Below are 25,872 nucleotides of genomic sequence, written 5' to 3'. Positions count from 1 at the left end.
CTGCACACCAAGGTCAAGGTCTCCTACGAAGGCCGCAGCGTCACCGGGTTCATCGGCGACCGAGGCCCCGGCGAACCCTCGCACCGCGGCGTGATGCTCGACCTGGACACCTACACGTTCCGTCACCTGCTTGACGGCGGCACGCCGAAGTCCAAGTACAACACCGGCTCCGACGCCGGACACATCAAGGGCGTCAAGTACGAAATCCTCAAGTGGGGCAAGGGCGCCGGCACCAAGGGCGAACCCAAGCCCCTCGGATGACCCTGAGCCCCGCCCCCGCACCACCACTCGGGAGCCCCGGCGGTCCGCGCCGGGGCTCCCGGCCGTCCCGGGCGGTGAGTTCGCGCGGCCGGGGCGGTCGGTACCGGGTGCAGGGCCCGGTGTCGCCTGCGTCACACTTCCTTGACCTCGGGGAAGCCTCCGGGCGACGGTCGGGGACCCGACCTGCGCGGGTGTCCGAACAGGCGAGTCCAGACTGTCCGACCCGCACGGAATACTCCACTGGTCCGCGAACGTTATCGAGTCGCAAAGTGTCAGTAGCTGCAGTATTTTGCTGCGGTATCTCGGCATCCGCGTCCCGGACCGACCCCTGCCCGCGCCCCCGCGCGGGCCCGACGATTGGAAAGAGTCTTGACCGCTCCCGCGTCTCCCTCGGCGATGGACGGCCCACCACCCGAGGCCGCCGCCGGCGGCGGAGGGCTCGATCGCGGCGTGATCGCGGTCGCGATGGTGGTCGTCCTCGGCGCGATCATGTCGATCCTGGACGTGACCGTCGTCAACGTCGCCCTCAAGGACCTGAGCCAGACGTTCCACTCCCCGCTGGAGACCATCCAGTGGGTGGCCACGGGCTACACGCTCGCGCTGGCCACGGTCATCCCGGTGACGGGCTGGGCGTCCGCCCGGTTCGGCACCAAGCGCCTCTACATGACGTCGATCGCGCTGTTCGTCATCGGGTCGGCGCTCGCCGGCATGGCGTGGAGCGCCGAGTCGCTGATCGCGTTCCGCGTGCTGCAGGGCCTCGGCGGCGGCATGATCATGCCCGCCGGCATGACGATCCTGACCCAGGCCGCCGGGCCCAAGCGCGTCGGCCAGGTGATGAGCATCGTCGGCATCCCGATGCTGCTCGGCCCGATCCTCGGCCCGATCATCGGCGGCTGGCTCGTCGATGACGTGTCCTGGCACTGGATCTTCTACATCAACGTGCCGATCGGCGCGCTCGCGCTCGTCCTGTCGGCGCGCATCCTCAAGCGCGACGAGCCGCGCCCGGCGGAGCGGCTCGACTTCGTCGGCCTCGCCCTGCTGTCGCCCGGTCTGGCCGCGCTGATCTACGGCCTGGCCACCGGCGCGCAGAACCAGGACTTCGGCCGCCCCGACGTGCTGGTCGCCGCGATCGGCGGCGCGTTCCTGGTCATCGCGTTCGTCTGGCACGCGCTGCGGCGCGGCAACACCAACCCGCTGATCGACCTGCGGCTGTTCCGCCGCCGGTCCGTCGCGGCGGCGTCGGGCACGATGGTGCTGTTCGCGTGCGCGTTCTTCGGCGCGATGCTCATCCTGCCGCTGTACTACCAGTCGGTCCGGATGGAGTCGGCGTTCTCGTCCGGCCTGCTGCTGGCCCCGCAGGGTCTCGGCGCGATGGTCACGATGCCGATCGGCGGCAAGCTCACCGACCGGCTCGGCCCGGGCCGCGTCGTCCTGGTCGGCCTCGCGGTCGTGGTGGTCGGCGTCGCCGGGTTCGCCACGCAGATCACGCCGGACGCGTCGTACTGGCTGCTCGGCTCGGCGCTGTTCGTCATGGGCCTCGGCATGGGCATGACGATGATGCCCGCGATGTCGGCGGCGCTGCAGACGCTCCAGCACGACGAGGTCCCGCGCGCGAGCACCGGGCTGAACATCCTGCAGCAGGTGGCGGGCTCGGTCGGCACCGCGTTCATCGCCGTCCTGCTGGCGTCGCAGTTCCGCTCGCAGGGCCTGCCCGCCGTCGGCGAGGCGCAGAGCGGACCGGCCAACCCCTCGCCCGAGGTGATCGCGCAGGTCGTCAAGAAGATGTCCGACGCGTTCCAGCACACCTACTGGTGGTCGCTGGCGCTGCTGGTCCTGGCGTTCATCCCGGCCCTGGTGCTGCCGCGCCACCGCCCGGACGCCGCCGAGTCCGGCGCGGACCCGGTGGAGATGCAGAAGATGCCGATCCACTGATCGGATTCCGGCGGGCGGCCCCGCCTCCGGAGACGCGTTCTCCGGGGGCGGGGCCTTCGTCTTACGCGGGGGCGTCCGCCCAGTACTCGTCGCGCAGGAGCCGCTTGAACAGCTTGCCGGTCGGGTGGCGCGGCAGCTCGGCGCGGAAGTCGACCGTGCGCGGGCACTTGTAGTGCGCGAGGCGGTCGCGGCAGAACGCGATCAGCTCGGCCGCCAGCTCCGGTCCGGCGTCGGCCGGGTCGGCGGGCTGGACGACGGCGTGGACGGCCTCGCCCATCTCGGCGTCGGGGACGCCGAACACGGCCGCGTCCGCGACCTTCGGGTGGACGGCCAGGACGTTCTCGGCCTCCTGCGGGTACACGTTCACCCCGCCGCTGATGATCATGTAGGAGCGGCGGTCGGTGAGGTACAGGAACCCGTCCGCGTCCACCCGGCCGATGTCGCCGAGCGTGGACCACCCCCGGCCGAGCGGGTCGCGGGACGCCTCGGTCTTGGCGCGGTCGCCGTGGTACTCGAACTCCGGGCCGCCGCCGAAGTACAGGGTGCCCTGCTCGCCGGGCGGGACCTCCGCGCCGGACTCGTCGCAGACGTGGATCTCCCCGAGCAGCGGCCGCCCCACCGTGCCGGGGTGCGCCAGCCAGTCCTCGGGGCCCGCGTAGACGAAGCAGTTCCCCTCCGTCCCCGCGTAGTACTCGTGCAGGACGGGCCCCCACCACTCCATCATCCGCTGCTTGACCTCGACGGGGCAGGGCGCGGCGGCGTGGATCGCGTACCTCAGCGTGGACAGGTCGTAGCGGGCGCGCGTCTCGTCGGGGAGCTTGAGCATGCGGATGAACATCGTCGGCACCCACTGGCTGTGCGTGACGCCGTACCGCTGGATCGCGGCGAGCGCCGCCTCCGGGTCGAACCGCTCCATCACCACGACGGTCGCGCCGAACCGGTGCAGGTTCAGGCAGTAGCGCAGCGGCGCGGCGTGGTAGAGCGGCGCGGGTGAGAGGTACACCGAGTCGCCGTCGGGCTGGAACAGGAACGAGATGAGCTGGTAGAGCGGCCCCGGCGTCCCCATCGGGGTGAGCGGGAGCGGCGGTTTGACGCCCTTCGGGCGGCCGGTGGTGCCGGAGGAGTAGAGCATGTCCATGCCCTCCCGCTCCGTCTCCAGCGGGAGCGGCGGGTGGGCGGCGACGGCGTCCTCGTAGGACGCGAAGCCGGGGGCCGTGCCGTCGAGCATGAGCCGCAGCGCGACCCCCGGCGTCCGGTCGGTGACCGCCGTCGCCGTCTCCGCGAGCGCCGCGCTCGTGATGAACGCCTTCGCCTCGCAGTTGTCGACGATGTAGGCCAGCTCGTCCGGGCCGAGCCGGGAGCTGACGGGCGTGTAGTAGAGGCCGGACCGCTGCGCCGCCCACGCGACCGCGAGGTACAGCGGGTGGTTCTCCAGCAGGAAGGCGACGTGGTCGCCGGGGCGCAGCCCGGCGGCGTGCAGCAGCCGCGCCAGCCGGTTGGACTCGTCGTTCAGTTCACGGAAGGTGACGACGCGGCCGGAGCCCGCCATGATCACGGCGGGCCGGTCGGGCGTCTGCTCGGCGATCTGCCCCAGGTGCATGCTCCGGCACGCTACCGCGACCGGACGCCGATTGGAATGGCGTTCGGTTCACCCGGCGGACCCGACGAGCATGTGGTCGAAGTCCCCGTCCTTGGCGCCCCCCACGAACGCCTCGACCTCCGCCCGCGTGTAGACGAGGTACGGGCCGTCCGGGTAGCGCGAGTTGCGGACCGCGATGTCGCCGTCCGGCAGCTCCGCCAGCTCCACGCAGTCGCCCGTCGGATCGCTCCGCCGGCTCTTCTGCCACACGAGGCCGACCGCCCCCGCGGCCGGCAGCTCCTGGCCGTTCATCGTGCCCCCTCCGGCGTCTCCGCCTCCCGCCTCCGGGAGGCCGTGATCCCGCCCACCCCATCACGAATGGTACGAGATGCACGTGCATTTGTTCATGCATACGGTCTTGCATCTGCACGGCTTGGGGAGCAAGATAGCGAACGCCCGCCCCCGCTCCACCCGTTCGCCTTGGGGTTCTGACAATGATCGTTGACCAGGCACACGCCGTCGCCGTCCCCGCAGCCGACGGTCCGCGGCGGCACCGGCGGCCCGACGCCGACCACACCGCGCCCGCGCACCGCCGCCGGGCCTCCTGGAACTCGCCGGTCCCCGAGCCGGGCCTGCGCGGGTTCTGGCCCGAGCCGCACGCGGGCACGCCGCGCACCGCGCGCGCCGTGCTGGCCGCCGCGCCCGAGGCCGTGGGCGAGGCCCGCGACTTCGCCGCCGTCACGCTCGCCGAGTGGGGGGCCGAGGCGGTCGGCGACGACGTCGTCATCGCCGTCTCCGAACTGGTCACCAACGCGCTCCGGCACGGCCTGCGCGACCTCGCGCCGGGGGCCGGGCGGCGGCTGCAGCTCGTCCTGCTCGGGCACCCGCGGCGGCTCGTCGCCGTCGTCACCGACCCGGGCGGCGGACGGCCCGAGCCCGCGCTGCCCGCCGACGACGTCTTCGCCGAGAACGGCCGGGGGCTACTCGTCGTGGGCTCGGTCAGCTCCGCGTGGGGCTGGGCCCCGCTCGGCAGCGGCGGCAAGGCCGTCTGGGCCGCGTTCGACCTGCCCGCCTCCTGACGCACCGCCGAGGCCCGGTCCCCCGCGCGGGAGGCCGGGCCTTCGCGCGTCCTCACGCCGCCGCCGGCTCGCCCTCCAGGGAGTCCAGGAACGCGGCGGCCCAGCGGTCCACGTCGTGCTCCAGGACGCGCTTGCGCATCGTCCGCATCCGGCGGCCCTGCTCGGCCGGCTCGCAGCGGATCGCGGCGAGCATCGTGTCCTTCAGCCCGTCGATGTCGTAGGGGTTCACCAGGAACGCGCCGCGCCGCAGCTCGGGGGCCGCGCCCGCGAACTCGCTGAGGACCAGCGTCCCGCGCAGGTCCTCCCGGCACGCCACGTACTCCTTGGCGACGAGGTTCATGCCGTCGCGCAGCGGCGTCACCACCATCACGTCGGCGGCCAGGAACAGCGCCGCCAGCTCCTCCCGGTCGTAGGAGGTGTGCAGGTAGTGGACGACGGGCGAGCCCAGCTCGGCGTACTGCCCGTTGATCCGCCCGACCTGCTGCTCGATCTGGTCGCGCAGGAGCTGGTACTGCTCGACGCGCTCGCGGCTCGGCGTCGCGATCTGCGCGAACACCGCCTCGCCGGGCTTCAGCTCGCGGTCGGCGAACAGCTCGCCGAACGCCTGGAGGCGCTGGGTGATGCCCTTGGTGTAGTCGAGCCGGTCCACGCCGAGCAGGACGGTGCCGCCGCCGAGGTCGGCGCGGATCTCGTCGGCCCGCCACCGCACCTCGGGGCGGGCGATCAGGTCGCGCAGCTCCTCGACGTCCACCGAGATCGGGAACGCCCGCGCCCGGACGCTGCGGCCCTCCCACTCGATGTCCTGCTTGGCGGTGCGGGCGTCCAGCAGGCGGCGGCACAGCCGGACGAAGTTCGCCGCCGCGCCCGGGAGCTGGAACCCGACCAGGTCCGCGCCGAGCAGCCCCTCGAGGATCTGCCGCCGCCAGGGGAGCTGGTAGAACAGCTCCAGCGGCGGGAACGGGATGTGCAGGAAGAACCCGATGCGCAGGTCCGGCCGCAGCTCGCGGAGCATCGCGGGGACGAGCTGCAACTGGTAGTCCTGCACCCACACCACCGCGCCCTCGGCCGCGGTCTCGGCGGCCGCCGCCGCGAACCGCTCGTTGACGCGGACGTAGGCGTCCCACATCGCCCGGTCGTAGACGGGCGGCGCGACGACGTCGTGGTACAGCGGCCACAGCGTCGCGTTGGAGAAGCCCTCGTAGTACAGCTCGACGTCCTCGGCCGTCTGCTCGACGGGCACGAGGTGCATCCCGTCCTCGGTGAACGGCGCCAGCCTCTCGCCCGCCGCACCGGACCAGCCGACCCATGTCCCTTGACGGCTCCGCATGACCGGAGCTATCGCGCTGACCAGCCCGCCGGGGCTGCGCCGCCACCCGTTCCCGTCCGCCACCCGGTCCACCGGAAGCCGGTTGGCCACCACCACGAATTCACTCTCGCGCGACACCCACGACCCGCCTTTCCCAGGCACCCCTGGTGATCAAGATGCCCGGAACCGAAGTTCCGGAACTCAGTGGTCATTCTCCCCCCGCTCGGCGATGCCGGAGGTCAGCCGGGGGTCGAGCCCCTCGGTCGGCGGGGGCGCGGGGTCTCTACCCGTCCGGAACGGTCCCATGCGGATGACCGAGCGTCACTCGTAACACAGGACATAAGTTGTTTAACGGGCAGCCGAAACCGGGGACCTGGGAGAACGACCGGCCAGTGGACCGTGCCAAGGGTGTCCGGAGGCCCGCTCGGCGCGCCCGAAAAGGGCCGCCGCGGGGCGGGTGGACCGTTGCACCCGTCCAATCGCCGCGGGCGCGTTCCTGGCGCAGCGCGATGGGATTGTCACGGTCCGAACATGTGTGCGATGCGCCACTGGCAGGGCGTTGACCAGCCGACTTAATGCCCCAAAGCACAACAAATGGGACGAATCCTGAGCTTAACCCACAAAATGTGACGGAAGTCACACACGGCCGAGTCGTGGTGGGCGCTGCGGGTCACGGTCCGCGCCCGCGCCGTCCGGTGGCGTGATCATCGGACCGTTCCCGTGGATCACTCCCCGCGGCGCACGATCAGCAGGACCTCCGCGCCCGGCAGCGCGGCCAGCTCCTCGCCGGACACGAGCAGCTTCGAGCGGCGCAGGCCGCTGCCGACCACCAGGTCGTCCGCCGCCGCGACGGCCTCGTCCACCAGGACCGGCCAGCCCGCCGGCAGGCCGACCGGCGTGATGCCGCCGTACTCCATGCCGGTGCGGCCGGTCGCCTCGTCCATCGGCGCGAACGACGCCTTGCGCGCGCCGAGCCGCCGCCGCACCGCGCCGTTGACGTCCGCGCGGTCCACGGCGAGCACCAGGCACGCCGCGTAGGTCGTCTCGCCGCCGCGCCGGGCCGCGACGACGACGCAGTTCGCGCTCGTCTCCGGCGGCGTGCCGTAGTGCTCGCAGAACGCCGCCGTGTCGGCGAGGCCGGCGTCGATCTCCGCGACGCGCGCGCCCGGCGCCGCGCCGAGCGCCGCCGCGACGGGCGGGGCCAGCAGGTCCGTCCGGTCCGCCGCCGGAATCCAGGTCAGCTCGCTCATGTCGTTCCCTCCGTGCTCATCACGATCCGAGGTACCGCAGGACCGCCAGGACGCGGCGGCTGTACCCGGCCGCGTGGGACAGGTCGAGCTTGTCGAAGATCGCGTTGATGTGCTTCTCCACCGCGCTCCGCGAGACGTACAGGTGCTCGGCGATGGACGCGTTCGTGCGGCCCTGCGCCATGTGGTCGAGGACGTCGCGCTCGCGGGGCGTCAGGCGGGCGAGCGGGTCGGCGTGCGAGCTGGCCGCCACCAGCCGCCGGACGACCTCGGGGTCGAACGCCGCGCCGCCCGCGCCGACGCGGTCGAGCGCGTCCAGGAACTCGTCCACCTGCGCGACGCGGTCCTTGAGCAGGTAGCCGACGCCGCCGGTGTCCGCCGTGATCAGCTCGGCGGCGTACCGGCGCTCGACGTACTGCGACAGGACCAGCACGCCGACGGCGGGCCAGCGGCGGCGGATCTCCAGCGCGGCGCGCAGGCCCTCGTCGGTGTGGCCGGGGGGCATGCGGACGTCCACGACGACCGCGTCGGGCGGTTCGGCCTCGACGGCGGCGAGCAGCGCCGCGCCGTCGCCCACGGCGGCGGTGACGGTGTGGCCCTCCTCGGCGAGCAGCCGGACCAGGCCCTCGCGGAGCAGCGTCGAGTCCTCGGCCAGGATCACCCGCACGGCAGCTCCGCCCCGATCACGGTCGGACCGCCCGGCGGGCTGGCGACGGTGAAGGTTCCGTCCAGGGCCGCGACGCGGCGCGCCAGGCCGGCCAGGCCGCCGCCCGCCGGGTCCGCGCCGCCGCGTCCGTCGTCCTCGATCCGCACGGCGACCATCCTGCCGTCCGGCGCGCTCCCCCGCGTCACCCGGACGCTCACCCGGCGCGCGCCGGAGTGCTTGGCGGCGTTGGTGACGGCCTCGCAGACGACGAAGTACGCGGCGGTCTCGACGGCGTGCGGCGGCCGCTCGGGGACGTCGTAGTCGATGCCGACCGGCAGCGGGGACCGCTCGGCCACCGTCTCCAGCGCGGCGCGCAGGCCCTCGCCGTCGAGCGCGGCCGGGTAGACGCGCCACGCCGTCTCGCGCAGGTCGGCCAGCGCGCGCTGGGCCTCCTCGTGGGCCTGGCGGAGCAGGTCGCGGGCGCGGTCGCCGTCGTCGGCGCGGCGGGCGCGGCCGATCAGCATCCCGAGGGCGACCAGGCGCTGCTGGACGCCGTCGTGCAGGTCGCGTTCGATGCGGCGGCGCTCGTCGTCGACGGCCTCGACGACGTCGGCGCGGCTCTCGGCGAGCTGCGCGATGCGGCGCTCGTACTCGGCGAGCCGGCTCGGGCCGAGGCAGCGGCGCGCGACCCGCCGCTCCAGCGCGACGACGCCGGCGAGGCCCTGGACGGCGAGGAACAGCAGGACGAGCCCGGCGACGGCGACGTAGGCGACGATCCATCCGTCCGGCGGGATGCCGTCGAGGTGGTCGCCGGTGACCCACCAGCCGACCGCCAGCGCGGCGGCCTCGGCCGCGCCGTAGGCGACGAGCGCCAGGACCGCGCCGCCGAGCAGGCCGACCGGCACGCGCAGGACGAGGTAGGCGAGGGCGCGCAGCGGGCCGAACTCGGCGGGTTCGCGGTGGCCGAGGAACGCGCCGAGCCTGCGGTGCTCGGCGCGCGCGACGCGGACGGCCGCGTCGGCGAGCGCGCCGGGGACCTCGTCGCGGCCGCGCGCGGACGCCAGCGAGGACGCCGCCGTGTACGCCATGACGAGCGCCGCGACCGCGAGGAAGAGCAGTTCCGCGACCGCCGACAGCGCGCCGAGCGCGAGCCCGGCGGCCTTCCGCGCGGCGCGCGCCGGTGGTTTCACGTCCCGTCGTCCCATCCTCGTTCCCGCCCGCCCGTGTACTCGGCCGGGCCGTCCTTGCGGCGGGACTTCACGATACGGACCGCCAGGACCGCGACGGCCGCGACCGCGACGACGGCCACGACGGCGCGCGAGTAGATGCCCGCGTAGTCCTGGACGAGCCGCCAGTTGTCGCCGAGGACGTATCCGGCGAGGACGAACAGCGTGTTCCAGATCAGGCTGCCGAGCGTCGTGCAGATCAGGAACGGGACGAGCGCCATCCGCTCCACCCCGGCCGGGAGGGAGATCAGGCTGCGGAAGACCGGGATCATCCGGCCGAAGAAGACGGTCTTGCGGCCGTGCCGCGCGAAACACGCCTCGGTGCGGTCCAGGTCGGCGGCCTTGACGAGCGGCAGCCGCACCGCGAGGGCGCGGACGCGGTCGCGGCCGATCGCCGCGCCGAGCCAGTACAGGGCGAGGGCGCCCGCCACCGCGCCGAGCGTCGTCCAGCACAGGACGGCGGCCAGGCCGATCTCGCCGCGCGCGGCGGTGAACCCGGCGAGCGGCAGGATGAGCTCGCTGGGGATCGGCGGGAAGAGGTTCTCGAGGGCGATGGCGATTCCGGCGCCCGGCGCGCCCAGTTCGTCCATGAGGTCGACGGCCCAGTCCACTGCGTTGATCATGGCTTCGACGGTACGAAGCGGGCGGTGGGCCGGGACAGGGCGTGCGCCGCCGGGTTCACCGGCCGCGCGCCGCAGGGTCCGTCCTGCGGAGAACCGCACCCCGGTCGCGGGGGGCGGGGTTCCGGGCCCGGGCGGCCGTCCGTTTCGGTCTCCGGATCTTGGGTGGGAGATGCCGGACATGCCGGGCGATTTGCTTCCGGGCGGGGCGGGTTCCTTGTAGCGTGCGCAGGGTTTTGTGAATCACATTCATGATCGACATGCCTCCCGAGAGATCATGAAAGGACCCCGATGGCCTTCGCGACCGCCGCCGCCGCGCTCACGCTGCTCTGCCTGCTGATGTCGCGGGTCGCGCCCGTCCGGCGGACCCCGCCGCTCCCCCGCCCGGACGTCTATCCCGAGTCGCTGACGGCCGTCCTCGATCCCGCCGACGAGGAGTACCTGGCCTGGCTCGCCGCCCACCACTGGCCGGACGACGAGTACCTGGACCTGGAACGCTCCTGGCAGGCGCCGGACGGCGAGGACCGGGCGGACTGACGGCGGCGCGGCCGCCGGAGGATTCCGACCCGATGGGCGATTCCACTGATCATCTCGCCGGCGTTGAAGGTAAAGAATTTCCCACGACCTTGCCTTTTTCGGACAGGCAGCAGCATTGTTGGGCATGTCCTCATTCCGGGGCTCGGAGGTCGCCATGTCCGTTCCCAGCCCGTCCTGTCCGCACCGGCCGCCCTGCCCGCCCGCCGGCGGCCCCGGCCGCGAGGCCGCCCAGGTGATCGCCCGGCATCCCGACCAGGGTTGGAGCCTGCTCTGCAACGGCGTCGTCCTGTTCGACGACACGGGCGAACTGCTCCCGGACGGCCGGGCGGTCCCGCCCCGCCGCGCGACCCCGGTCCCCCACTGACCCGCGGCCGGCGCAGCGCGCCGGCACTCCCGCGAGAGAACGACACTCGGTGAGCACCGACGACGTCCCCGCGCTACTGCGCGTCACCGGTCTACGCAAGTCGGGCTGACGCCGCCGCCGAGCGGACCGCCGGGTCGGCGGTGCTGTTCTCCTCCCACGACCCCGCGCTGGTCGCCGCCGCCGACCGGGCCGTCGAGGTCGGCGGGTGACGGTACCCGTACCGACCGCACGCGCGCTGCGCCGCCGGCTGCGGGCGACCCGTCCCCGGCGGACGGCGGCGGGCCTGCTCGAACGCGCCGTCTACACGGTGTTCGGCGGAGCGCTGGCGATCGGCGCGGTGCGCGCGGGATCGCGTCGGATCGGCGGGCTCGCGGTGACGTCCCCCGACACGGCGGTGACCCGGCCGCTCGGCGCGGTCCTCACGGTGCTCGCCCTCGTCCTGCTGGCCAGGGCGCTGCTGGCGATCGGCCCGCTGTACGCGGGCGCGGCGGAGCGGACGTGGCTGCTCGGCGCACCGGTCGATCGCGGGCGGCTGCTGACCGGCCACCTCGCCGCCGCGACGGCGGCCGGGGCGGCGGCGGGCGCGGCGGTCGGCGGCGTCCTGATACCGGCGGCGGACCTCGCGGCCGCCCCCGTGCCGTGGCCGGCGGCATGGGCGACGGCCGGGACGCTCGTGGCGTGCGCCTGCGTGCTCGTCCAGGCGGGCGGGCGCACAGCGGGCGTCCAGCGTGTTCTCGGCGCGGCCGCCTGCGCGCTCGCCGTCGCCGCGGCGGCGGTCCCGCTCGCGCGGCCGGGCCTCCCGGCACCCCCGGGCGGAATCGGCGCGCCGGTCGCGGCGGTGCTCCTGCTCGCCGCCGCACTCGCGATCTACGCCGCGCGGCGCGCCCTGGACTCGCTGGACCGGAGCGCGCTCGCCTCCGGCGCCGAACTGGCGTCGGCGACGCGGGTGTCCGTGCTGTCGCTGGACTTCTCCTACTTCTCGTCCATCGTCCTCGAGCGCCGGGCGCGCGCGACCGGGCGGGTCCGGCCCGCGCGAATCCGGGGGAACCGCTTCGCGGCGCTCGTCCGCGCCGACGTCGCGCGCGTCCGGCGGGACCGGACGGGCCTGATCGTCTGGGCGGCGCTCGTCCCGCTCCCGTACGCGGCGCACCTCGCGGGCCTGGCGTCGGTGCCGCCCGCGCTGCATCTCGTGACGGCGTGGCTCGCCGACGACCGGCTGGCGGGCGGCCTGCGGGCGGTCGCGCGGTCACCCGCGCTGCGGCGCGCGCTGGGCGGCGCGGACCGGTCGCTGCGGCTCGCGCACCTGGTCGTCCCCGGCGCGGGCGCGGCGGTGTGGTCGGGCGCGGCGGCGGCGCTCGCGCCCGGCGTCGGGCCGCTCGCCGCGGCGATCTCGGCGGCGGGCGCGCTCGCGGTCGTGTACCGGACGGCGACCCGGCCGCCGATGGACTACGGCGGGCCGGTGGTCGACTTCGGGGCGTTCGGCGCCGTCCCGGTCGGGCTCGTCGCGCAGCTCGCGCGCGGCCCCGCGCTGCTGGCGGCGGTCGCCGTCGTCCAGGCGGCCGTCGCGGGGTGAGGCGGAAAAGCCGCAGAGGGCACGGCGGGGGTCTCGGTCGTGTATACCGACGCCGACCCGTCCCAACTCCCGTGAAATTCCGCGGCATCACTCTGCCTGGCGCGCGGCATGTCGCGCTCCCATCCGATAGATCCGCCTAGTAGCGTTCAAGCGTTTTGCTCCTTACGCAAGGATCGCGTACGCAAGATCACGCCTCGGATACGACGCGGAAGGACGGCGCGGTGTGATCACGGCTCTCGTTCTCGCCCTACTCGCCGGCATGCTCACGCTCTGGCTGCCGCGCCTCGTGCGCGCCGTGCCCGCGCGGGAGGAGGCCGGCGGCCATCCCGAATCCATGACCGCCGAACTGGACCCGGGCGACGAGGAGTACCTCGCCTGGCTCGCCGACCAGCTGTGGCCCGAGGACGAGTACCTCGACCACGAAGCGCCCCGGGAGAACGACCACGACGGCGAGGAGTCCGGCGGGATGTGCCGCTGAGCCCGCCGCGCCGTCAGCGCGCGGCGGCGTTCTCCAGCGCCCTGTCGACGGCCGCCGAGAACACCGGCAGGTAGCCCTCGGCGTGCCCGCGCGCGGTCGGGTGGTAGGACGAGCCGAACGGGATCGTGACCGCGTTCAGCCAGCCCTGCCCCGAGCACAGCTCGTGCCCGGCGAAGCGCGGCCGGACGTCGGCGAACACGAACCTCGCGCGCGCCGCCGCCCTGCGGACCGTCTCGTCGAGCGTGTCGGCGGCCCGGTTCAGCACCGTGCGCTTGGCGTTGCCGATGCCGACGCACCCGCTGACGATCGTGTAGAGGTGCGGGTAGCCGAGCACGACGACCCGCGCGGACGGCGACCTGCGGTGGATGCCCGCGTAGAGCTTGTCGAGCCTGCCGGGCAGCGTCCGCTTCATGACGTTCTCGGCGTTGCCGACCGCCGTCTCGCAGTTCGCCGCCGACTGGATGACGCAGACCTGCATCACGCCCGCGAAGTCCGCGTCGTTGCCGCCGACCGTGATGCTGACGAGCCGCGTGTTCCGGTGCAGAGCGCCGAGCTGCGCGCTCTGGACCGTCGAGGTCGTCGCCCCCGCGCACGCCGCGAACGCGAACTTCGCGGGCTTGTGCTCGGCGGCCCACAGACGGGGATACGCCTTGCCGCTGCGCTGGCAGTCCCCGGCGGACGGGTCGTACGAACCGGTCCCCGTCCCCGACGAGTACGAGTCGCCGAGCGCGACGTAGGCGGGCCCGGCCGCGGACGCGGGACCGGCGGTGAGCAGGGACGCCGCGGTGATCGCGGTCCCGGCGGCGACCGTGCGGAGACGGGGACGGCGCATCGGCACTCCGAGGGGCGGGGGCGGACAGGGCCCTTCCATTGATAACCCGCCGATCCGCCGCGCGGCCACGGCCGGAAATCGGATGTTTCCCAGCGACCTATTCCGACAATTCACCACCAGCCCGCTTCACCCGCCCGGCCAACGAATCCCCAGGTCACCGCAGTGATCACCGATCATTGGCGAACCCGGCCATCCGACCGCCCCGCCAGGCTTTCCTCACGCCGCCGCGCCCGTACCCTCACCCGCTCGCGAGCCCCGCGCCGGCGGGGCCGGTGGACGCCCGGTGAAGCCCCCGGGAACGAACGATGACAAAAGCGAAATAACCTCCGATCTAGATCATCCAGCCACGAGATCGGTGCAATCCTCTTTGGAGCGTCCAAGGGCGGGAAGCGGTCGCCGGGGCGTTGTTCTGCGGCGTTCCGGCCGGGCGGTGTCCGGGCGGTGGAACGGTTTCGGAAAGGGGAGCGCGATGACGGCGGTGATCACGGTCGGCGCGGTCGAGCCCACCGGCATCGTCCCCGACTCGGCGGCGCTGCGGCTGCCGGACGACGCCGACGCGTTCCTCGCCGGGGCCGAGCGGGCGCTCGACGAGCACGGCGCGGCCGTCGTCGTGCATCCCGCGTGGCACGCGGACGCCGCCGTGCGGCTCGTGCGGCGGGCAAGGGCGCTGCTGGACACCGACCGCGTCGCGGCGGTGGGCGTGGACCTGCCGCCGCTGGCGTTCTCGGTGGTCGCGGACCAGCTCGCGTTCGTCGCGCCGCACGTCCCGCCGGGCGCGCTGGCGTGCCTGCCGGGCGTCCTCGCGGCGCGGGTCGTCGCGGGCGCGCGGGTGCGCAGCGTGGCGCGGCTGGAGCACGTCCGGACGGGCCTGCGCCAGCACGTCGCGTCGTACCTGCCGGGCAGCGCGTTCGTCGTGCTGGCCGGGGCCGAGCCGGGCGTCCACCGGGTGACGGCGGCGCGGCCCGTCCCCGAGCCGCCGCGGCGGCCGCTGGAGCCGGTGCTGCTGCTGGCGTCGGCGGACGGCCCGGACGCGGCGTGGGCGGACGAGCGGCTCGCGCCCGCGCTGCGCGCCGCGTCGGTCACGTCCGTCCCGGCGCAGCCCCTCGCGGACGCGTACTGGGGCGTGCGCGGGCACGCCGAGTTCGCCGCGTTCAGCGGGCACCCCGACGACCTGTCGCGCGCCCTGGCCGTGCTGCGCTGCGCGCCGTGCCCGTGGTGCGGCGCGGAGGTCGCCGGGCCGCGCTGCCCGTTCTGCGGCATGGCGCGGCCGGCCGCGGCCGAGCCCGCGACGGCCGAGACGCCGTCCTCCCCTCCACGGAACGGAGCCCCATGAACCCTCGCCAGCGCCGCGGCGTCCTGCTGATGGCCGCGGCGGCCGCCGGCGCCGTGCTGGTGTTCGTCACCGTCCTCGGCTACGTCGGCCGGGTGCGGTCCGACGCGGACGCGGCGGTCGGCCAGATGACCACCGTGCTGCAGGCGGGCGCGGACGTCGCGGCGTTCGATCCGGTGACGTCCGCGCCGCTCCGGCAGGTCCGCATCCCGAAGAAGTGGTCCACCGGCGCGTTCGTGACGAACGTCGCCGAGCTGCAGGGCAAGGTCGCGGCCGGGGCGATCCCGGCGGGCGCGTACCTGCAGCGCGGGATGTTCCTGGACGAGCCGAGCCTGCGCCCCGGCCAGCGGGAGATCGCGATCATGATCGACGCGGAGACGGGCGTCGCGGGCAAGGTCCGCAACGGCTCGATCGTGGACGTGTACGCGTCGTTCGACTCGACGCAGAACGGCGACCGGACGACGTCGGCCTGCGCGGTGCGCGTGCTCAACCGCGTCCAGGTGATCAACGCGGGCGAGGTCCAGCAGGGTTCGCGCGGCGACGGCAAGAGCGCGGCGCAGGGCGCCTCGGAGGTGATGCCGGTGACGTTCGCGCTGAACTCCGACGACGTCCTGAAGCTCACCTACGCCGAGAGCTTCGCCCGGAAGGTCCGGCTCGCCCTGGTCGGCGGCAGCCAGGACGCCAAGCCGCCGTTCAACAAGCTGTGCGAGACCCCGCAGGCGGGGCGGTGACCGTGCGGGTGCTCCTCGGCACGGGCGACCACGAGCTGGCGGTGCGGCTGCGCGCGCAGGTCGCCGAGCTCGCGGACGTCGAGGTGGTCGGCGTCGAGTCCGGCTCGGCGGAGCTGCTGGCGGTGGCGGCGTCGCCGCAGGACCTGGACGTCGTCCTGGTGGACGAGCTGATCGGCCCGCAGCCCGCCCACGACCTGGCGCGCGACCTCGGGCTGCGCGCCCCGCACGTCGCGTCGGTGCTGCTCAGCCCGCGGGTGGACGAGGAGTCGCTGGCCCGCGCGCTGGAGGCGGGCGCGCGCGGCGTCATGCCGCGCCGCCCGAGCCTGGACGAGCTGACGGCGCGGCTGACCGGCGCGGCCGAGTGGTCGCGCGGGATGCGCCGCTGGCTGGCGGCGGGACCGCGCGCCGAGGCGGGCGCGCGCGGCCGGGTCGTCGCGCTGGCGGGCGCGAAGGGCGGGACGGGCACCACGACCCTCGCCGTCCAGCTCGCGCTGGCGGCCGCCCGCCGCCGCACGGTGTGCCTGGTGGACATGGACCTGCAGTGCGGGGACGTCCCGAGCTACCTGGACCTGACGCACCGCCGCAGCATCGTCGACCTGGTCGGCGTCGCGGACGCGCTGACCGGGCAGCTCCTGGCGGACGCGCTGTACGTCCACGCGGGGGGCCCGCACGTGCTGCTGGCCCCGGCGGAGGGCGAGCAGGCCGAGGACGTCACGTCGCTGGCGGCCCGCCGCGTCCTCGGGGTGCTGCGGTCCCGCTACGACGTCGTGCTGGTGGACTGCGGGACGTTCATGACCGAGGGCTCGGTCACGGCGGTGGAGCTGGCCGACACGGTCGCGCTGACCGTCACGCCGGACCTGCCGTGCCTGCGCGCGGCCAAGCGGATGACGCGGCTGTGGGCGCGGCTCCAGGTCCGCAAGCCCGAGGACGTCGTGCCGGTCCTGACCCGGCTGGACCGCAGGAGCGAGATCCAGCCGGACTTCGCCGCCCGCGTCCTCGGCGCGGCCCCGGCGAAGGCGACGGTCCCGCCCGCGTTCCGCGCGCTGGAGCGGGCGATCAACGACGACGCGGTGGCGCGCGTGGACGACGAGGGCTACCGCCGCGCGGTGGCGCGGCTCGGCGTCGAACTCGGCGTGCTCCCCGAGGACGCGCCGTGAGCGGCCGGGACCGGGGCGCGGTGGAGTTCGTCGGGATGCTGCCGCTGGTGCTGACGACGGTCCTGCTGGTGTGGGAGGCGTTCCTGATCGGCATGGCGATGACGTACAGCGCGCACGCCGCGAACGAGGGCGCGCGCGTCGCGGCGGTCGGCGGCGGCCCGCGGGCGGTGCGCGACGGCGCGGTGGAGCGCGTCTACGGGACCTGGGCGGACGAGCGCAACATCCGCGTCCGCTACCCGACCGGCGCGGCCTGCGACGACGACGGCCCGCGCGACCCCGACTGCGGCTACGTGCGCGTGTCGATCCGGCCCCCGGCGGTGTTCCCCGGCCTGCTGCTGCCCGCGACCGTCAGCGCGCGGACGCGGATCGTGGACGAGGACGCGCCGTGAGGGCCGGGGGCGACGCGGGCAGCGCCGCGACCGAGTACGTCTCGATGCTGTTCCTCTTCCTGTTCGCGCTCGCGGGCTGCTTCGAGGTGTACGCGTCGTTCACGACCGTCGAGAAGGTCGAGGACGCCGCGCGGGCGGGCGCGCGGGTCGGGGCGATGCGCGGCGCGGCGGCGGGCGGCGGCGCGGCCCGCGCGGCGCTGCCCGGCTGGCTCGGCGGGAGCCGGGTGGCGGTGTCGCAGCGCGGCGACACGGTGGTCTGCGAGGTCCGGGCGCGGGTGCCGCCGCTGTTCCCCGGCGTCCCGTTCGGCGCGGCGGTGGAGCGCCGCGTGTCGATGCCGGTCGGAGGCTGACATGGGGCTGACATGGGACTGAAGAGGCGGCTCGACGCCGAGGACGGCGACGTCCGGCAGGCGGGCGCGAGCGTCGCGATGTGGCGGCGCCGCCTGCTGGAGGACATCAACCTCGACGACTTGGCGGGGCTGGACACCGCGCAGCGGCGGGCGCGGCTGGAGAAGGTGATCGGGCACATCCTGAGCCGCGAGGGCCCGGTGCTGTCCACGCGCGAGCGGGCGATGCTGATCCGCCGGATCGTGGACGAGGCGCTGGGCCTCGGCGTGCTGGAGCCGCTGCTGGACGACCCGACCGTCACCGAGATCATGGTGAACGGCCCCGACAGCGTGTACGTGGAGCGCGGCGGCCGGATCACCCGGACCGACCTGGCGTTCGCCAGCGAGGCGCAGCTCTACCAGACGATCGACCGGGTCGTCGCGCAGGTCAACCGGCGGGTGGACGAGTCCAGCCCGATGGTGGACGCGCGGCTGCCGAGCGGCGAGCGCGTCAACGTGATCGTGCCGCCGCTGTCGCTGGTCGGCCCGGTGCTGACGATCCGCCGGTTCCCGCGCGCGTACCGGATGGACGAGCTGGTGGCGCTCGGCTCGCTGGACGCGCCGACCGCCGACCTGCTCGCCGCGTTCGTCCGCGCCCGGTTCAACATCGTCATCACCGGCGGCACGGGCACCGGCAAGACGACGTTCCTGAACGCGCTGTCGGGGCTGGTGCCGGGCGGCGAGCGGATCATCACGATCGAGGACTCGGCGGAGCTGCAGCTCCAGCAGGAGCACGTGGTGCGGCTGGAGTCGCGGCCGCCGAACATCGAGGGCGAGGGGTCGATCAGCATCCGCGACCTGGTCCGCAACGCGCTGCGGATGCGGCCGGACCGGGTGATCGTCGGCGAGGTCCGGGGCGCGGAGACCCTCGACATGCTCCAGGCGATGAACACCGGGCACGACGGGTCGCTGGTGACCGTCCACGCGAACTCGGCGGAGGACGCGGTCCACCGGCTGGAGACGCTCGCGTCGATGAGCGAGGTGAAGATCCCCTACGAGGCCGTCCGCGACCAGATCAACAACGCGGTGGACGCGATCGTCCACCTGGACCGGTCCGCCGACGGGTCGCGCCGGATCGCGGAGGTCGCGGCCGTCGTGTCCGGGCGGCGCGAGGCGATCCGGGCCGAGAGCGTGCTGCGGTTCGTCCGCGAGCCGCTCGGGCCGGACCGGGTCGTGCGCGGCCGGTTCGAGCACCGCCCGCTGCCGGTCCGGCTGGCGGACCGGCTCCGCCACGCCGGGGAGGCGGTCCCCGTTCCGTTCCTGCCGGGAGAGACGCCGTGACCGTGCCCTATCCGCTCGTCCTGCTGCTGCTCGCCGTCGTCCTCGTCCTGTTCACCGCCGCCGCCTGGGAGTACGGGCGGGGTCTGGACCAGCGCGCCGCGCTCGCCGAACGCGGCGGGCGGGGCTACGACGACCGGCGCGGCCCGTCCCGGCTGGACCGGTTCGACGCGCGGCTGCGCCGGACGCCGTTCGGGCGGCGGCTGGCCCGCCGGATCGCCGCGGCCGGGCTGCGGGCGCGGGTCGGGACGGTCGTGCTGGCCGGGGGCGGCGGCGGGGCCGCGCTGCTCGCGGTGCTCGGCGTGTTCGTGTCGTTCGCGCTCGGCCTGATCGTCGCGGGCGTCGCGGCGGGCGCCGGGCTGGTGTACCTGCAGCGGCAGGAGGACCGGCGGCGCGAGGAGTTCGTCGCGCAGCTCCCCGAGCTGGCGCGGGTCCTCGGCAACGCCACCGCCGCCGGGCTGTCGCTGCGCACCGCCGTCGCGATGGCCGCCGACGAGTTGGACGAACCGGCCCGCACCGAGCTGAACCGGACCGCCGAGGCGCTGCGCCTCGGCCAGGGCTTCGAGGACGCGATGTACGAGCTGCGCGACCGGCTGCCGTCCCGCGAGCTGGCCGTCCTCGTCGGCACGCTGGTCGTGTCCGCGCGGGCGGGCGGATCGCTCATCACCTCGCTGCGGTCCATCTCCACCACGCTCGAACAGCGCAAGGAGACGCGGCGGGAGGTCCGCACGATCCTCGGGCAGTCCCTCGCGGTCGGCTACACGATCACCGGGATGGGGGCGTGCCTGCTGCTGGCGCTGCCGCTCGTCAGCCCCGGCGTGATGACGAAGATGACCGGGTCGGTCGCGGGACTGGCCGTCCTCGCGGTGGTGATCGCGCTGTTCGCGGTCGCGCTCGTGCTGTTCCGCCGCGTCACCAGGATCGACGTCTGATGGCGCTGCTGCTGGCCGCCGCCGCGGCGCTGTGCCCGGTCCTGCTGGTGTGGGGGCTGCACCTGCGGGCCGCGCCCGTCCCGGCCGAGCGGGACGCGGCCGTCGCCGCCGCGCGGCGCACGAGCGAGGGGTTCGGGCCGCTCGGCCGGCTCGTCGAGGCGGCCGGGCGGCCGTTGGCCCCGCCGCTGCTGCGGGCGCTCGGCCCGGCCCGGCGCGCCCGCGCCGCCCGGCGGATCGCGCGGGCCGGGGTGCGGATGACGGTGGAGGACTACGCGCGGCACCGGGCGGGCAGCCTCGCCGTGTACGGCGGGGCGGCGCTGCTGATGCTCGTCGCCGGGAAGCCGGTGTTCGCGGTGCCGCTGCTGGCGATCGGGCTCGTCCAGACCGACGTCATGCTCTGGTACGAGATCCGCGGCCGCCAGGCCGAGATCGAGAAGGCGCTGCCGGACTTCCTGGACGTCCTCACCGTGACCGTGTCGGCGGGCCTGTCGTTCCGGCACGCGCTCGACCGCGTCGCGGCGGGCATGGACAGCGCGCTGGCCGACGAGATGCGCACGGCGCTGCGCCGGATGGAGCTGGGCACGCCGCTGCGCGAGGCGTTCGAGGAGCTGCGGCGCCGCAACGACAGCCCGGCGCTGTCGAGCTTCGTCACCGCGATCCTGCAGGCCGAGGAACTGGGCGCGCCGCTGTCGGCCGCGCTCCGGCAGATCAGCGTGGACATGCGGCGCGAGGCGCACCAGGCGGCGCGCCGCCGCGCGCAGCGCGCCGAACCGCAGATCACGCTGATCACGACGTTCTTCATGATCCCGGGGGTGGTGCTGCTCATCGCGGCGGCGCTGTTCTTCGGGACCGGCGGGGCGCTGCTCCATGTCCTCGGGTGACGGCGACGCGGCGCGGACGGGGGCCGCGTTCCGGCTGCTGATGAAGCTGCGCGTCCTCGTCGGGTTCGTGGGGGCGCTGCTGCTGCCGTGGGAGACGGTGGATCTCGCGTCCGGCTTCGTGATCGTCAGCGCCATCGCGCTGTCGGGCGTGGCGCTGGCCGGGTGGGAGCGGATCTCCCCCGCGCTCGCGCGGCACCCGACGCTCGTCGCGCTGGACGTCGTCGTGTCGTACGCGGTGCTCGCGGCGGGCGGCGTGCTCGGGCCGTTCTTCCTGCACACCGTCGTGACGTCGGTGCTGGCGGGGCTGCTGCTGCGGTGGCCGGGCGCGACGCTGATCTCCGTCCTCCAGGCGCTGCTGTACCTGGTGTCGGTGACGGAGCTGGGCGTCGCCCCGACGTTCCAGACGTTCATCGGGACGCCGCTGTTCTACTTCGTCGGCGCGTTCGCGGGCTCCGCGCTGCGCCGCCTGCTGGCCGACAACGCGGCGCTGGCCGAGGCCCGCCGCGCCGCCGAGGTCGCCGCCGCGGCCGCCGAGGAGCGGGCGCGGCTCGCCCGCGAGATGCACGACTCCGTCGCCAAGACGCTGCGCGGCATCGCGCTGGCGGCCGGGGCGCTGCCCGGCTGGGTCGCCGCGTCGCCGGAGCGGGCCGCCGACCGCGCCCGGCAGGTCGCCGCCGCCGCCGACACCGCGTTCGAGGAGGTCCGGGCGCTGCTCACCGACCTGCGGCGGGACGCGGGCGGCGCGCCGCTGGCCGCGGTGGTCGGGGAGCTGGCGCGGGCGTGGGGCCGGTCGGCCGGCGTCGCGGTCGCGGTGCGCGCCGATCCGGCCGCCGCGCTGCCGCCCGCCGCGCGGCACGAGGCGCTGTCGATCCTGCGGGAGGCGCTGGACAACGTCGCGCGGCACGCCGCCGCCGAACGCGTCGAGGTGGTGCTGGAGCTGGCGGACGGCACGGTGGCGCTGCGCGTCTCCGACGACGGCCGCGGGTTCGCGACGGGCGAGGACGCGGCGCGGACGGGCCGGTACGGCATCGTCGGCATGCGCGAGCGCGCGGCGCGGGCGGGCGCGGCGCTGGAGCTGCGGTCCGCGCCGGGCGCGGGGACGGTCGTCGCGCTGGCGGTGCCCGTCGCGGCGCGGGAGGTCGCGGCGTGAGCCCGCTGCGGGTCGTGGTCGCCGACGACAACCCGGTGGTGCGGTCCGGCCTGGCGGCGCTGCTGGAGCTGCACGACGTCGCCGTCGTCGGGGAGGCGGGCGACGGGCGGCGCGCGATCGAGCTGGCCGCGCGGCTGCGGCCCGACGCCGTCCTGCTGGACGTGCGGATGCCGGTGCTCGACGGCGTGGCGGCGGCCGGGCGGATCAGCGCGCACGCGCCCGTCCTGATGCTGACCTACACCGACGACCCGGCGGTCGTGCGGGCGGCGATCCGGGGCGGCGCGGGCGGCTATCTCGTCCACGGCTCCTTCACGTCCGACGAGCTGGTCGCGGCGGTGCGGGCCGTCGCCGCCGGGGAGCGCAACCCGCTGTCCCCGCAGGCGGCGCGGGCGCTGGTCGCGGCCGTGCGGGACGCCCCGGCCGCGCCCACCGCCGACCGGTCCCGGTACGGGCTGTCCGCGCGCGAGACCGAGGTGATGGACCTCATCGCGCGGGGCCTGGCGAACCGGGAGATCGCGGCGCGGCTGTTCCTCACCGAGAAGACCGTCAAAAACCACGTGAACCGTATTTTCACCAAACTCGCCGCCGCGAACCGGGCCGCCGCGATAGCGCGCTGGCTCGGCACCGAGGGGACGGAGGAAAGGCGCCGATGACAGGTCCGCGCATGGGTCCGGCTTGGGCCCCCGGGCCCTTTGGGCCGAACGGCCGCGACCGTACCGTCATGGACAGTGCGGTAACGGAGAGGCCGGAGGAATTCAATGGACGCCATCAGGAAGCGGTTGTCGTTCCACGGCGACCGGGGCGATGTGGGGCCCCTCGGCTATGTGGGGATTCTCCTGCTGGTCGCGTCGATCATCATCGTGCTGTTCCAGGCGGACATCGGGAAGCGCCTCACCGGCGGCATGCAGTGCGCGGTGGACAAGGTGATCTCGGCCGGGGGCGGCGGCGAGGTCGGCAAGAACGAGGGCTGCTCGGGCACCAAGCCGACCGACGGCGGCTGATCCCGGGGGCCGGGGCGTGAGGCGCGCGTGCGCGGCGGCGCTGGCGGTGCTGCTCGCGGCCGGGTGCTCGGCGGGCGGCGGCGGGCCGTCGTCCGCGCCGCCGCCGTCGCCGTCCGCGCGGCCGGGCGACCTGGGCGTCCGGTACGACGTGAACGATCCCACGGTGTCCGTCCGGCTGGTGTCGCTCGACCGGATGGTCGGGAAGGTCGTCGTCGCGCGGTTCGTCCTGCGGGACGACGACGACCGGCGGCTGAGCGTCCACCGGGGCGGCGCGTGGGCGGGGCCGGACGGCTTCGGCGACCGGGTCGACGGCGACGCGATGTCGGGGATCAGCGTCCTCGACGGCGCGTCGCTGCGCCGCTCGTACCCGCTGACCGGCACGGACGGCCGCTGCCTCTGCACCGGCTTCGGGCTCGCGTCCTTCGACGTCCCGGCGCGCGGGGAGCGCGAGGTCGCCGCCGTCCTCCCGGCCCCGCCGCCGGGCACGGCGCGGCTGGACGTGCTGTTCCCGAACGCCGCGCCGTTCCTGGACGTGCCGCTGCGCGACGTCCCGGCCGGGCCCGTCGCGCTCGGCGACCGGACGCTCGACCCGTCCGCCGCCGCGGTGGCCGAGCCGGTGACGGTGCCGGTGACCAGCACGGTCGAGGACGACGCGGCGAGCGAGGACGACGACGGCGCGGACCTGCGCGTCAACCTGTCCACCGACGTGCTGTTCGCCGTCGACGAGGCGGACCTGACCCCGGCGGCGCGGGCGGTCCTGCGGCGCACCGCGCAGCGGATCGACCAGTCCGCCGGGCCGCTCGTGCGGATCGACGGGCACGCGGACTCGACGGGCGACGACGCCGTCAACGAACCGCTGTCGCGGCGGCGCGCCGAGGCCGTCGAGCGCGCGCTGAAGGACCTCGTCACCCGCGCCGACGTGCGGTTCCGGGCGGCCGGGCACGGGTCGCGCGAGCCGGTCGCGAGCAACGGCACCGCGGACGGGCGGCGGCGGAACCGGCGGGTGACCGTGACGTTCCGGCGGCCCGCGCCGCCGCCCGCGTCCGCGCCCGCTCCCGCGGCGAGCGGGGACGGCAGGCGCGAAACACTCCCCCGGCCGGTCCTCGCCCGCGCGCCCGTGACCGGTTCGCCGTCGTTCCTCCCGCGATCCGGCTTCACGTGGCCGAAGCGCGGCGAGGCGGCCGTCCACGCGCTGCGCCGGGACGCGAACGGGTACGCGGCGCTGGTCTGGACGATCCGCGACGACGACCCGGACACCGGCTACGACCCGCGCGCGGGCCTCTCGGTGACCGACCAGGGCAAGTACGGGCAGAACGGGCCGTACGCGGTCCGGTTGCGGTTCGACGGCAAGGCGTCCCGCGCACTGCACACGGAATTCGAGACGCTCGGCCCGCAGTACGGGACGGCCGTCGCGTCGCCCGTTCTGCGCGCGGGTGAAAGTCTGGTCGCGTGGGCGATGTTCCGCGTTCCGTCGGACGTTTCCTCGGTGACCGTCGACATTCCCGGATTCAAGTCGATGGACGGAGTTCCGGTGAGCTGAGATTGGGTCCGTGGACCCTGGCCGGAAACGGCGCGCGGACCTAGGTTCACGTCGTCGGAAAACGAAGACGAACACCGGTGGTGCGTACGTCGTGTTCTCTCGGTGCCGCGATTCCCGGCGCGACGCGGGGTCCGTGCAGATGATCATGCTGGTGGCGATGCTGTGCGCCGCCGGACTCGCGCTCACCGCGCTGCGCGTCGCGCGGGCCAACGACCTGCGCTCGGCGGCGCAGACGGCGGCGGACGCCGCCGCCGTCGCGGCGGTGACCCCGCTGCGCGACGCCGCCCTGGCCGCGGCGCGCGCCGGGGAGCCGCCGGACCTCGTCGGGCTGTGGTCCGTCGCCCCGGACACGGGCGCGGCCGACACCCCCTACGCCCGCGCCGCGCGCCGGTACGCCGCCGCGGACGGCGCGGTCCTCACCGGGAAGGTCACGCCGTCCGGCGCGCGCGGGCAGACGATGAAGGCGTCCGTCCGCACGCGCGGCTGCGTGATCAAGGAGGACGGCGAGCTGACCGACCGCGACCGCGACGACCTCGCGCACCGCCGCAACGTCTGCACCGACGCGCGCGGCAGGACGGGGATCGTCAAGGGCCACGGGACGGCGACGGCCGTCGCCGAGCTGCGGCTGCCCGAGTGCCGGCACGTCAACCACGGCGGCACCGACGCCGAGGCGAACTACGACGAGCTGCGCTGCGACGGCGTGACCGTCTGGCGGCAGAACGGCGGCGGCGCGCCCCGCTCCCGGATCATCCGGCTGTTCAAGATCAGGCTCGTCGCGAAGGAGGACCCGACGCCCTACACCGGGACGCCGTTCTCCGGCATCGACGGCGGCGGCGGAACCGTCCAGAACCACTGCAAGAACGGCAGGACGCCCGATCCGGGGCTCCCGTTCGGCGAACGCGTCGTCGCGTGGGCGCAGTGCTGGATCGGGACGCCCTACTCGTGGGGCGGCGGCGGCGCGTCCGGGCCGGGCACCGGGATCTGCTGCTCGCCCGGCGGATACAGCGGCGCGAACACGGTCGGGTTCGACTGCTCCGGACTCACCCAGTACGCGGTCTACCAGGCGTCGCGCGGGCGGATCACGCTGCCCCGGACGACGTACGGGCAGGTCAACGCCGGTTTGCGGGTGTCCGCCGGGGAACTGCGGCCGGGCGACCTCATCCTGCCCAATCCCGGACACGTCGCGGTCTACGCGGGAAACGGGCAGATGGTCGAGGCGCCGAGAACGGGCGAGACCGTCCGCGTCGCGCCGATCGCGGGGCGCGGTTTCTACGCGGGCGTCCGCATTACGCCGCCCGCCGGAGACCGTTGAACTGACACTTCCGCAGCACCGCCGTCCCCCTCGGGCGACGGTGTTGTGGCGTTTATCGCCGAATCCGCGCCCGATCATTTGGGCCCGCTTTTGGGCCCACGGCCC

At 74.9% G+C, this 25,872-nt stretch carries 27 protein-coding genes and 1 pseudogene; 20 read left to right on the top strand and 8 right to left on the bottom strand.

Annotated elements, in window-relative coordinates:
- Positions 1-261: pseudogene (locus G339_RS39580) on the top strand (hypothetical protein); the annotation flags it as partial.
- A gap of 369 nt (positions 262-630) precedes the next feature.
- A complete protein-coding gene (locus tag G339_RS0127995) occupies positions 631-2,193 on the top strand; it encodes a DHA2 family efflux MFS transporter permease subunit (protein WP_026341841.1) in 1,563 nt (520 codons plus the stop codon).
- Positions 2,194-2,254: 61 nt separating this feature from the next.
- Here G339_RS0127995 and G339_RS0127990 read toward each other — a convergent pair whose 3' ends face one another.
- Positions 2,255-3,793, bottom strand: a complete 1,539-nt coding sequence (locus tag G339_RS0127990) for an acyl-CoA synthetase (RefSeq protein WP_019634376.1) — start codon at positions 3,791-3,793, stop codon at positions 2,255-2,257.
- Positions 3,794-3,841: 48 nt separating this feature from the next.
- Positions 3,842-4,084: a DUF397 domain-containing protein gene (locus tag G339_RS0127985; protein WP_019634375.1), complete on the bottom strand. Its 243-nt coding sequence runs from the start codon at positions 4,082-4,084 to the stop codon at positions 3,842-3,844.
- 182 nt (positions 4,085-4,266) lie between these two features.
- On the opposite strand from G339_RS0127985, the gene G339_RS0127980 reads away from it, so the two are divergent.
- Complete coding sequence (locus tag G339_RS0127980) at positions 4,267-4,851, top strand: ATP-binding protein (RefSeq protein ID WP_019634374.1); 585 nt, start codon at positions 4,267-4,269, stop codon at positions 4,849-4,851.
- Between the two features lie 52 nt (positions 4,852-4,903).
- Here the strand turns inward: G339_RS0127980 and G339_RS0127975 are convergent, their stop codons facing one another.
- The 5 genes from G339_RS0127975 to G339_RS35580 form a co-directional block, all read right to left on the bottom strand.
- Positions 4,904-6,295 carry a trehalose-6-phosphate synthase gene (locus G339_RS0127975; RefSeq protein WP_026341840.1) on the bottom strand — a complete coding sequence of 464 codons (1,392 nt, stop codon included), beginning with the start codon at positions 6,293-6,295 and terminating at the stop codon, positions 4,904-4,906.
- 587 nt (positions 6,296-6,882) lie between these two features.
- Positions 6,883-7,407, bottom strand: a complete 525-nt coding sequence (locus G339_RS0127970; protein ID WP_019634372.1) for a YbaK/EbsC family protein — start codon at positions 7,405-7,407, stop codon at positions 6,883-6,885.
- A 19-nt stretch (positions 7,408-7,426) separates the two neighbouring features.
- Positions 7,427-8,071, bottom strand: coding sequence for a response regulator (locus G339_RS0127965; RefSeq protein WP_019634371.1), 645 nt, complete (start codon positions 8,069-8,071; stop codon positions 7,427-7,429).
- A complete protein-coding gene (locus G339_RS0127960; RefSeq protein WP_019634370.1) occupies positions 8,062-9,240 on the bottom strand; it encodes a sensor histidine kinase in 1,179 nt (392 codons plus the stop codon). Before G339_RS0127960 ends, G339_RS0127965 begins: the two co-directional genes overlap by 10 nt.
- Positions 9,237-9,899 carry a DedA family protein gene (locus G339_RS35580; RefSeq protein ID WP_033324531.1) on the bottom strand — a complete coding sequence of 221 codons (663 nt, stop codon included), beginning with the start codon at positions 9,897-9,899 and terminating at the stop codon, positions 9,237-9,239. The genes G339_RS0127960 and G339_RS35580 overlap by 4 nt, the downstream gene beginning before the upstream one ends.
- A 288-nt stretch (positions 9,900-10,187) precedes the next feature.
- On the opposite strand from G339_RS35580, the gene G339_RS35575 reads away from it, so the two are divergent.
- From G339_RS35575 to G339_RS0127935, 4 genes are all read left to right on the top strand, one after another.
- A complete protein-coding gene (locus G339_RS35575) occupies positions 10,188-10,433 on the top strand; it encodes a hypothetical protein (protein ID WP_019634368.1) in 246 nt (81 codons plus the stop codon).
- A gap of 154 nt (positions 10,434-10,587) precedes the next feature.
- Positions 10,588-10,797, top strand: a complete 210-nt coding sequence (locus G339_RS0127945) for a DUF5999 family protein (protein ID WP_019634367.1) — start codon at positions 10,588-10,590, stop codon at positions 10,795-10,797.
- A gap of 205 nt (positions 10,798-11,002) precedes the next feature.
- Positions 11,003-12,370: a DUF6297 family protein gene (locus G339_RS0127940; protein ID WP_019634366.1), complete on the top strand. Its 1,368-nt coding sequence runs from the start codon at positions 11,003-11,005 to the stop codon at positions 12,368-12,370.
- Between the two features lie 223 nt (positions 12,371-12,593).
- Positions 12,594-12,848 carry a hypothetical protein gene (locus G339_RS0127935; protein WP_019634365.1) on the top strand — a complete coding sequence of 85 codons (255 nt, stop codon included), beginning with the start codon at positions 12,594-12,596 and terminating at the stop codon, positions 12,846-12,848.
- Between the two features lie 13 nt (positions 12,849-12,861).
- Here the strand turns inward: G339_RS0127935 and G339_RS0127930 are convergent, their stop codons facing one another.
- A complete protein-coding gene (locus G339_RS0127930; protein WP_019634364.1) occupies positions 12,862-13,680 on the bottom strand; it encodes an SGNH/GDSL hydrolase family protein in 819 nt (272 codons plus the stop codon).
- Between the two features lie 469 nt (positions 13,681-14,149).
- Between G339_RS0127930 and G339_RS35565 the strand changes: the two genes are divergently transcribed.
- From G339_RS35565 to G339_RS37175, 13 genes are all read left to right on the top strand, one after another.
- Entirely contained in the window at positions 14,150-15,013 is an 864-nt protein-coding gene (locus G339_RS35565; RefSeq protein WP_019634363.1) for a hypothetical protein, read from the top strand.
- Positions 15,010-15,741, top strand: a complete 732-nt coding sequence (cpaB, locus tag G339_RS35560) for a Flp pilus assembly protein CpaB (RefSeq protein WP_019634362.1) — start codon at positions 15,010-15,012, stop codon at positions 15,739-15,741. The genes G339_RS35565 and cpaB overlap by 4 nt, the downstream gene beginning before the upstream one ends.
- Positions 15,738-16,898, top strand: coding sequence for a CpaE/TadZ family protein (locus tag G339_RS36235; RefSeq protein ID WP_019634361.1), 1,161 nt, complete (start codon positions 15,738-15,740; stop codon positions 16,896-16,898). Before cpaB ends, G339_RS36235 begins: the two co-directional genes overlap by 4 nt.
- Positions 16,895-17,287 (top strand): TadE/TadG family type IV pilus assembly protein, encoded by a 393-nt coding sequence (locus G339_RS37185; RefSeq protein WP_019634360.1) that lies wholly within the window; start codon positions 16,895-16,897, stop codon positions 17,285-17,287. Before G339_RS36235 ends, G339_RS37185 begins: the two co-directional genes overlap by 4 nt.
- On the top strand, positions 17,284-17,637 hold the full coding sequence (locus G339_RS35545; RefSeq protein WP_019634359.1) for a TadE/TadG family type IV pilus assembly protein: 354 nt from the start codon (positions 17,284-17,286) through the stop codon (positions 17,635-17,637). Before G339_RS37185 ends, G339_RS35545 begins: the two co-directional genes overlap by 4 nt.
- Before the next feature lie 12 nt (positions 17,638-17,649).
- Positions 17,650-18,954 carry a TadA family conjugal transfer-associated ATPase gene (locus G339_RS0127895; protein ID WP_019634358.1) on the top strand — a complete coding sequence of 435 codons (1,305 nt, stop codon included), beginning with the start codon at positions 17,650-17,652 and terminating at the stop codon, positions 18,952-18,954.
- Positions 18,951-19,883: a type II secretion system F family protein gene (locus G339_RS0127890; RefSeq protein ID WP_019634357.1), complete on the top strand. Its 933-nt coding sequence runs from the start codon at positions 18,951-18,953 to the stop codon at positions 19,881-19,883. Before G339_RS0127895 ends, G339_RS0127890 begins: the two co-directional genes overlap by 4 nt.
- A complete protein-coding gene (locus G339_RS0127885; RefSeq protein WP_019634356.1) occupies positions 19,883-20,764 on the top strand; it encodes a type II secretion system F family protein in 882 nt (293 codons plus the stop codon). The genes G339_RS0127890 and G339_RS0127885 overlap by 1 nt, the downstream gene beginning before the upstream one ends.
- A complete protein-coding gene (locus G339_RS35540) occupies positions 20,751-21,914 on the top strand; it encodes a sensor histidine kinase (RefSeq protein ID WP_019634355.1) in 1,164 nt (387 codons plus the stop codon). Before G339_RS0127885 ends, G339_RS35540 begins: the two co-directional genes overlap by 14 nt.
- Positions 21,911-22,567, top strand: coding sequence for a response regulator transcription factor (locus G339_RS0127875; protein WP_019634354.1), 657 nt, complete (start codon positions 21,911-21,913; stop codon positions 22,565-22,567). Before G339_RS35540 ends, G339_RS0127875 begins: the two co-directional genes overlap by 4 nt.
- Positions 22,568-22,672: 105 nt before the next feature.
- Entirely contained in the window at positions 22,673-22,915 is a 243-nt protein-coding gene (locus tag G339_RS0127870) for a hypothetical protein (RefSeq protein WP_019634353.1), read from the top strand.
- Between the two features lie 16 nt (positions 22,916-22,931).
- Positions 22,932-24,455, top strand: a complete 1,524-nt coding sequence (locus G339_RS37180) for an OmpA family protein (protein ID WP_019634352.1) — start codon at positions 22,932-22,934, stop codon at positions 24,453-24,455.
- A gap of 139 nt (positions 24,456-24,594) precedes the next feature.
- Entirely contained in the window at positions 24,595-25,767 is a 1,173-nt protein-coding gene (locus G339_RS37175) for a C40 family peptidase (protein ID WP_240489920.1), read from the top strand.
- The last annotated feature ends 105 nt before the right edge of the window (positions 25,768-25,872 follow it).

Source organism: Actinomadura atramentaria DSM 43919 (assembly GCF_000381885.1).
GTDB lineage: Bacteria > Actinomycetota > Actinomycetes > Streptosporangiales > Streptosporangiaceae > Spirillospora > Spirillospora atramentaria.
The sequence above is the reverse complement of the archived record's forward strand: the minus strand, read 5'-3'. Positions and strand labels throughout refer to the sequence as shown.